The organism is Paenimyroides viscosum (assembly GCF_003858535.1).
GTDB classification, from domain to species: domain Bacteria; phylum Bacteroidota; class Bacteroidia; order Flavobacteriales; family Flavobacteriaceae; genus Flavobacterium; species Flavobacterium viscosum.
Genome location: NZ_RQTJ01000070.1, coordinates 1 through 2,966, shown reverse-complemented (window position 1 = coordinate 2,966; position 2,966 = coordinate 1). Strand labels below are relative to the sequence as shown.

The following is a 2,966-nucleotide window of genomic DNA, read 5'->3' as shown; positions in this document are numbered from 1 at the left end:
TCAATACAATATACTGATTTTTAATCTTTTGAGCAACTTTTTCTATAATGCACTACGGGTAATTATAATTGTTTTCAGTCTTCTTTTATTTGGATCTTATCGCCAGTTTTTTTTCCACTGCTGATCTCTTTAATAACTTTCATTACGTTTTTCTTGATACATGTTGGAACTTTCTTGTTTAAAAGTTCATCCGTTATCTTAACATTTTCCATTAAGTTAATTTATAATTCTAATACAATAAATTCTGACCTACGGTTTTCTTCGTGTTCGGTATCTGAACATTTAGATCCGTTTATACATTTATTAAGCAGTTGCGTTTCGCCATAACCTTTATAAGTTATTCTGCTAATATCTATACCTTGATCGGCAATCCATTGGGCAGTAGATTTGGCTCTGCGTTCAGATAATTTTAAATTGTATTGATCTGATCCACGGCTATCGGTATGTGAACGCACATCGATCTTCATACGCGGATAATCTTTTAAAACCTCAACAACTTTAGCTAACTCTACAGCGGCGTCGGGTCTGATATTATCTTTATCGTAATCAAAATAAATAGGTTTTAGCTTAAGTACTTTAAATAAGTCATCGTTCTTTTTAACTTCTACTTTTATTTGTTCTAACACAATAGTTCTTTCACTAATTCCCGATTCGTTATCTAAAACAGCCACATCTTCTTTAGTTATGTATCCTTCTTTACTAACTTTTACACGATAGGTTTCGCCACATTTGTAATCTGTATTAAAACGGAAACCGCCGTTTGTAAATTTATCTGATGATGCTAATTCATTATACAAATTATCGTATAGATTTAGTGATGCTTCTGGAATGATATTGCGTGTTTTAGAATCAACAACAGTAATAACGAGTTCTTGCGAACAGCCTAAATTTAATGCTTTAGTTTCAATAAAGCTGTAAATATCGTCGTTTCCCTGCCCTCCTAATCGGTTAGATGAAAAGAAGCCTTTTTTGGTTTGATAATCTATAAAATAGGCGAAATCATCGGTGTTAGAATTTATAGGTTCACCAATATTCTGTACTTCGTAAAAACTACCATCTTCTTTTATTTTAACGCCATAAACATCTAATCCGCCTAAACCAATTCTACCATCGCTTGAAAAATACAGTTCATCGTTGCTATTAATAAAAGGAAATGTTTCTCTACCTTCGGTATTAATTGTAGGTCCCAAATTTTGTGGCACACCATAACCGTTACCGTTTACAGTCACCATCCATAAATCTGAATTTCCGTAACCACCCGGACGGTCGCTGGCAAAATACAATATGCTGCCGTCTTTGTTTAATGTTGGATGCGCCGTACTAAAGTCATTACTATTAAAAGGTAATTCTTGAATATTGTTCCATTTTCCGTTTTGTAATTCGGCACGATAAATTTTTAGTTTTGTATTTTTATCAACATCATAACCACGGGTATTACCCAACATATTGTTTCGGGTAAAGTACATTGTTTTACCATCTGCAGTTAAAACAGTGGTAGATTCGTTGAACTTGCTTTTTACGTCACCTTTTAATTTTTTAACTTTTAATTTCTTGGAAACAGTATCATTAGGCAAATTATACTGGTACAAACTTGTAAAAGCTTCACCTGTCCATGTATGAATTTTCTTTGAAAAACTGCCGGTATCACGAGCGCTGGTAAAATACAACTGATTATTGTGTACATGACTTCCAAAGTCGGCAAACTGGGTGTTTATCGGCAGATTTTCTACACTGCTGTATCTACCAGAATTTGTTTTAATTTGCTTTTGAAGATCTGCTTCATTTTTGCGTACTGTTGCAATTTGTGTTTGGCTACCTATTTTTGCTATAAACAAATCGTAATAGGTTTTAGCTTCGGCAGTTCTGCCGGTATGCTGTAATGTTTGTGCGTAACGGTAATAAAATTCTGAAGCTATTTCTTCTGTAGCAAATTCGGTAAACAAACGTTCATAGAAAGGTTGTGCTTGTGCGTATCGTGCGTTGAAATAATAAGTATTACCTAATTTTTCTAGAATGTCTTGACTTACATAACCTTTATTTACAATTTTTTCGTAGATGTTCATAGCATCTACATAAGCCCAACTATCGTATTCTTTGTTAGATTTTTTTAAGCCGGCTTGTGCTTGTGCATCTGCGTTTCCTAAAAATAAGAATGATGCCAAGGCTAGTATTGATAATCCTTTTTTCATGTCTGTAGCTTTTTAGAAGAAACGCCCTGTGTTTATACGGCGGTACTTGTTAAACAATTCAAACCTTACAAAAATCTCATGCGATCCGTTGTTATAATTTGCCAATTTTGTGGTTTCGGCATCATAGCTGTATCCTATAAATAAGCCGTCTGTTGCCTGAAAGCCTAATAAACCGCTCCAAGCTGCATCCAAACGATAAGCTGCACCTACTGTAAACTTGTTACTTATTAAAAAGTTAGCAGTAACATCGGCTTGTAAAGGTGCACCGTTTGTAGCTTTCAGTAAAAATGCTGGTTTAAATTTCAACATCGGATTCAGTTCAAACACATGTCCACCAATAAGATAATAACTCATGGTAGTACGCATGGTACTTTGTATATTATCATCGTATCTAGTTGTTTCTAAGAAATTTGGGATCGATAAACCTAAATAACTTTTGCTGTTGTGCCAATAAATTCCTGCACCAATATTAGGTGTAAATTGTGCGCTTATATCGTTTTGAAAATTAGGATCGTTTGGATTGTAGGTCATATAACACTACTTAAACATTACGAAGAAACTATTGTTCTTTTAAAAGAACAAAATGAAATGCTACGAAAAATAATTTTTAAGCAATACGAATGCTAAATACAAATTAATAGTACCCACAGTATTTCTACTTTTCTATAAACAAAACACCCATTAACTTAATGTTAATGAGTGTTATTATTTACAACTATTAACCCGTAGTGCATTATTAAACGAGATTAATTTTTAGGTTGTTAATGTTCCTGTTGA

At 33.5% G+C, this 2,966-nt stretch carries 1 protein-coding gene and 1 pseudogene; both read right to left on the bottom strand.

Annotated elements, in window-relative coordinates:
* Positions 1-221 precede the first annotated feature (221 nt).
* Positions 222-2,189, bottom strand: coding sequence for an OmpA family protein (locus tag EG242_RS14670; RefSeq protein ID WP_124900684.1), 1,968 nt, complete (start codon positions 2,187-2,189; stop codon positions 222-224).
* Positions 2,190-2,201: 12 nt separating this feature from the next.
* A pseudogene (locus EG242_RS14665) lies at positions 2,202-2,714 on the bottom strand (PorP/SprF family type IX secretion system membrane protein); the annotation flags it as partial.
* Between the last annotated feature and the right edge of the window lie 252 nt (positions 2,715-2,966).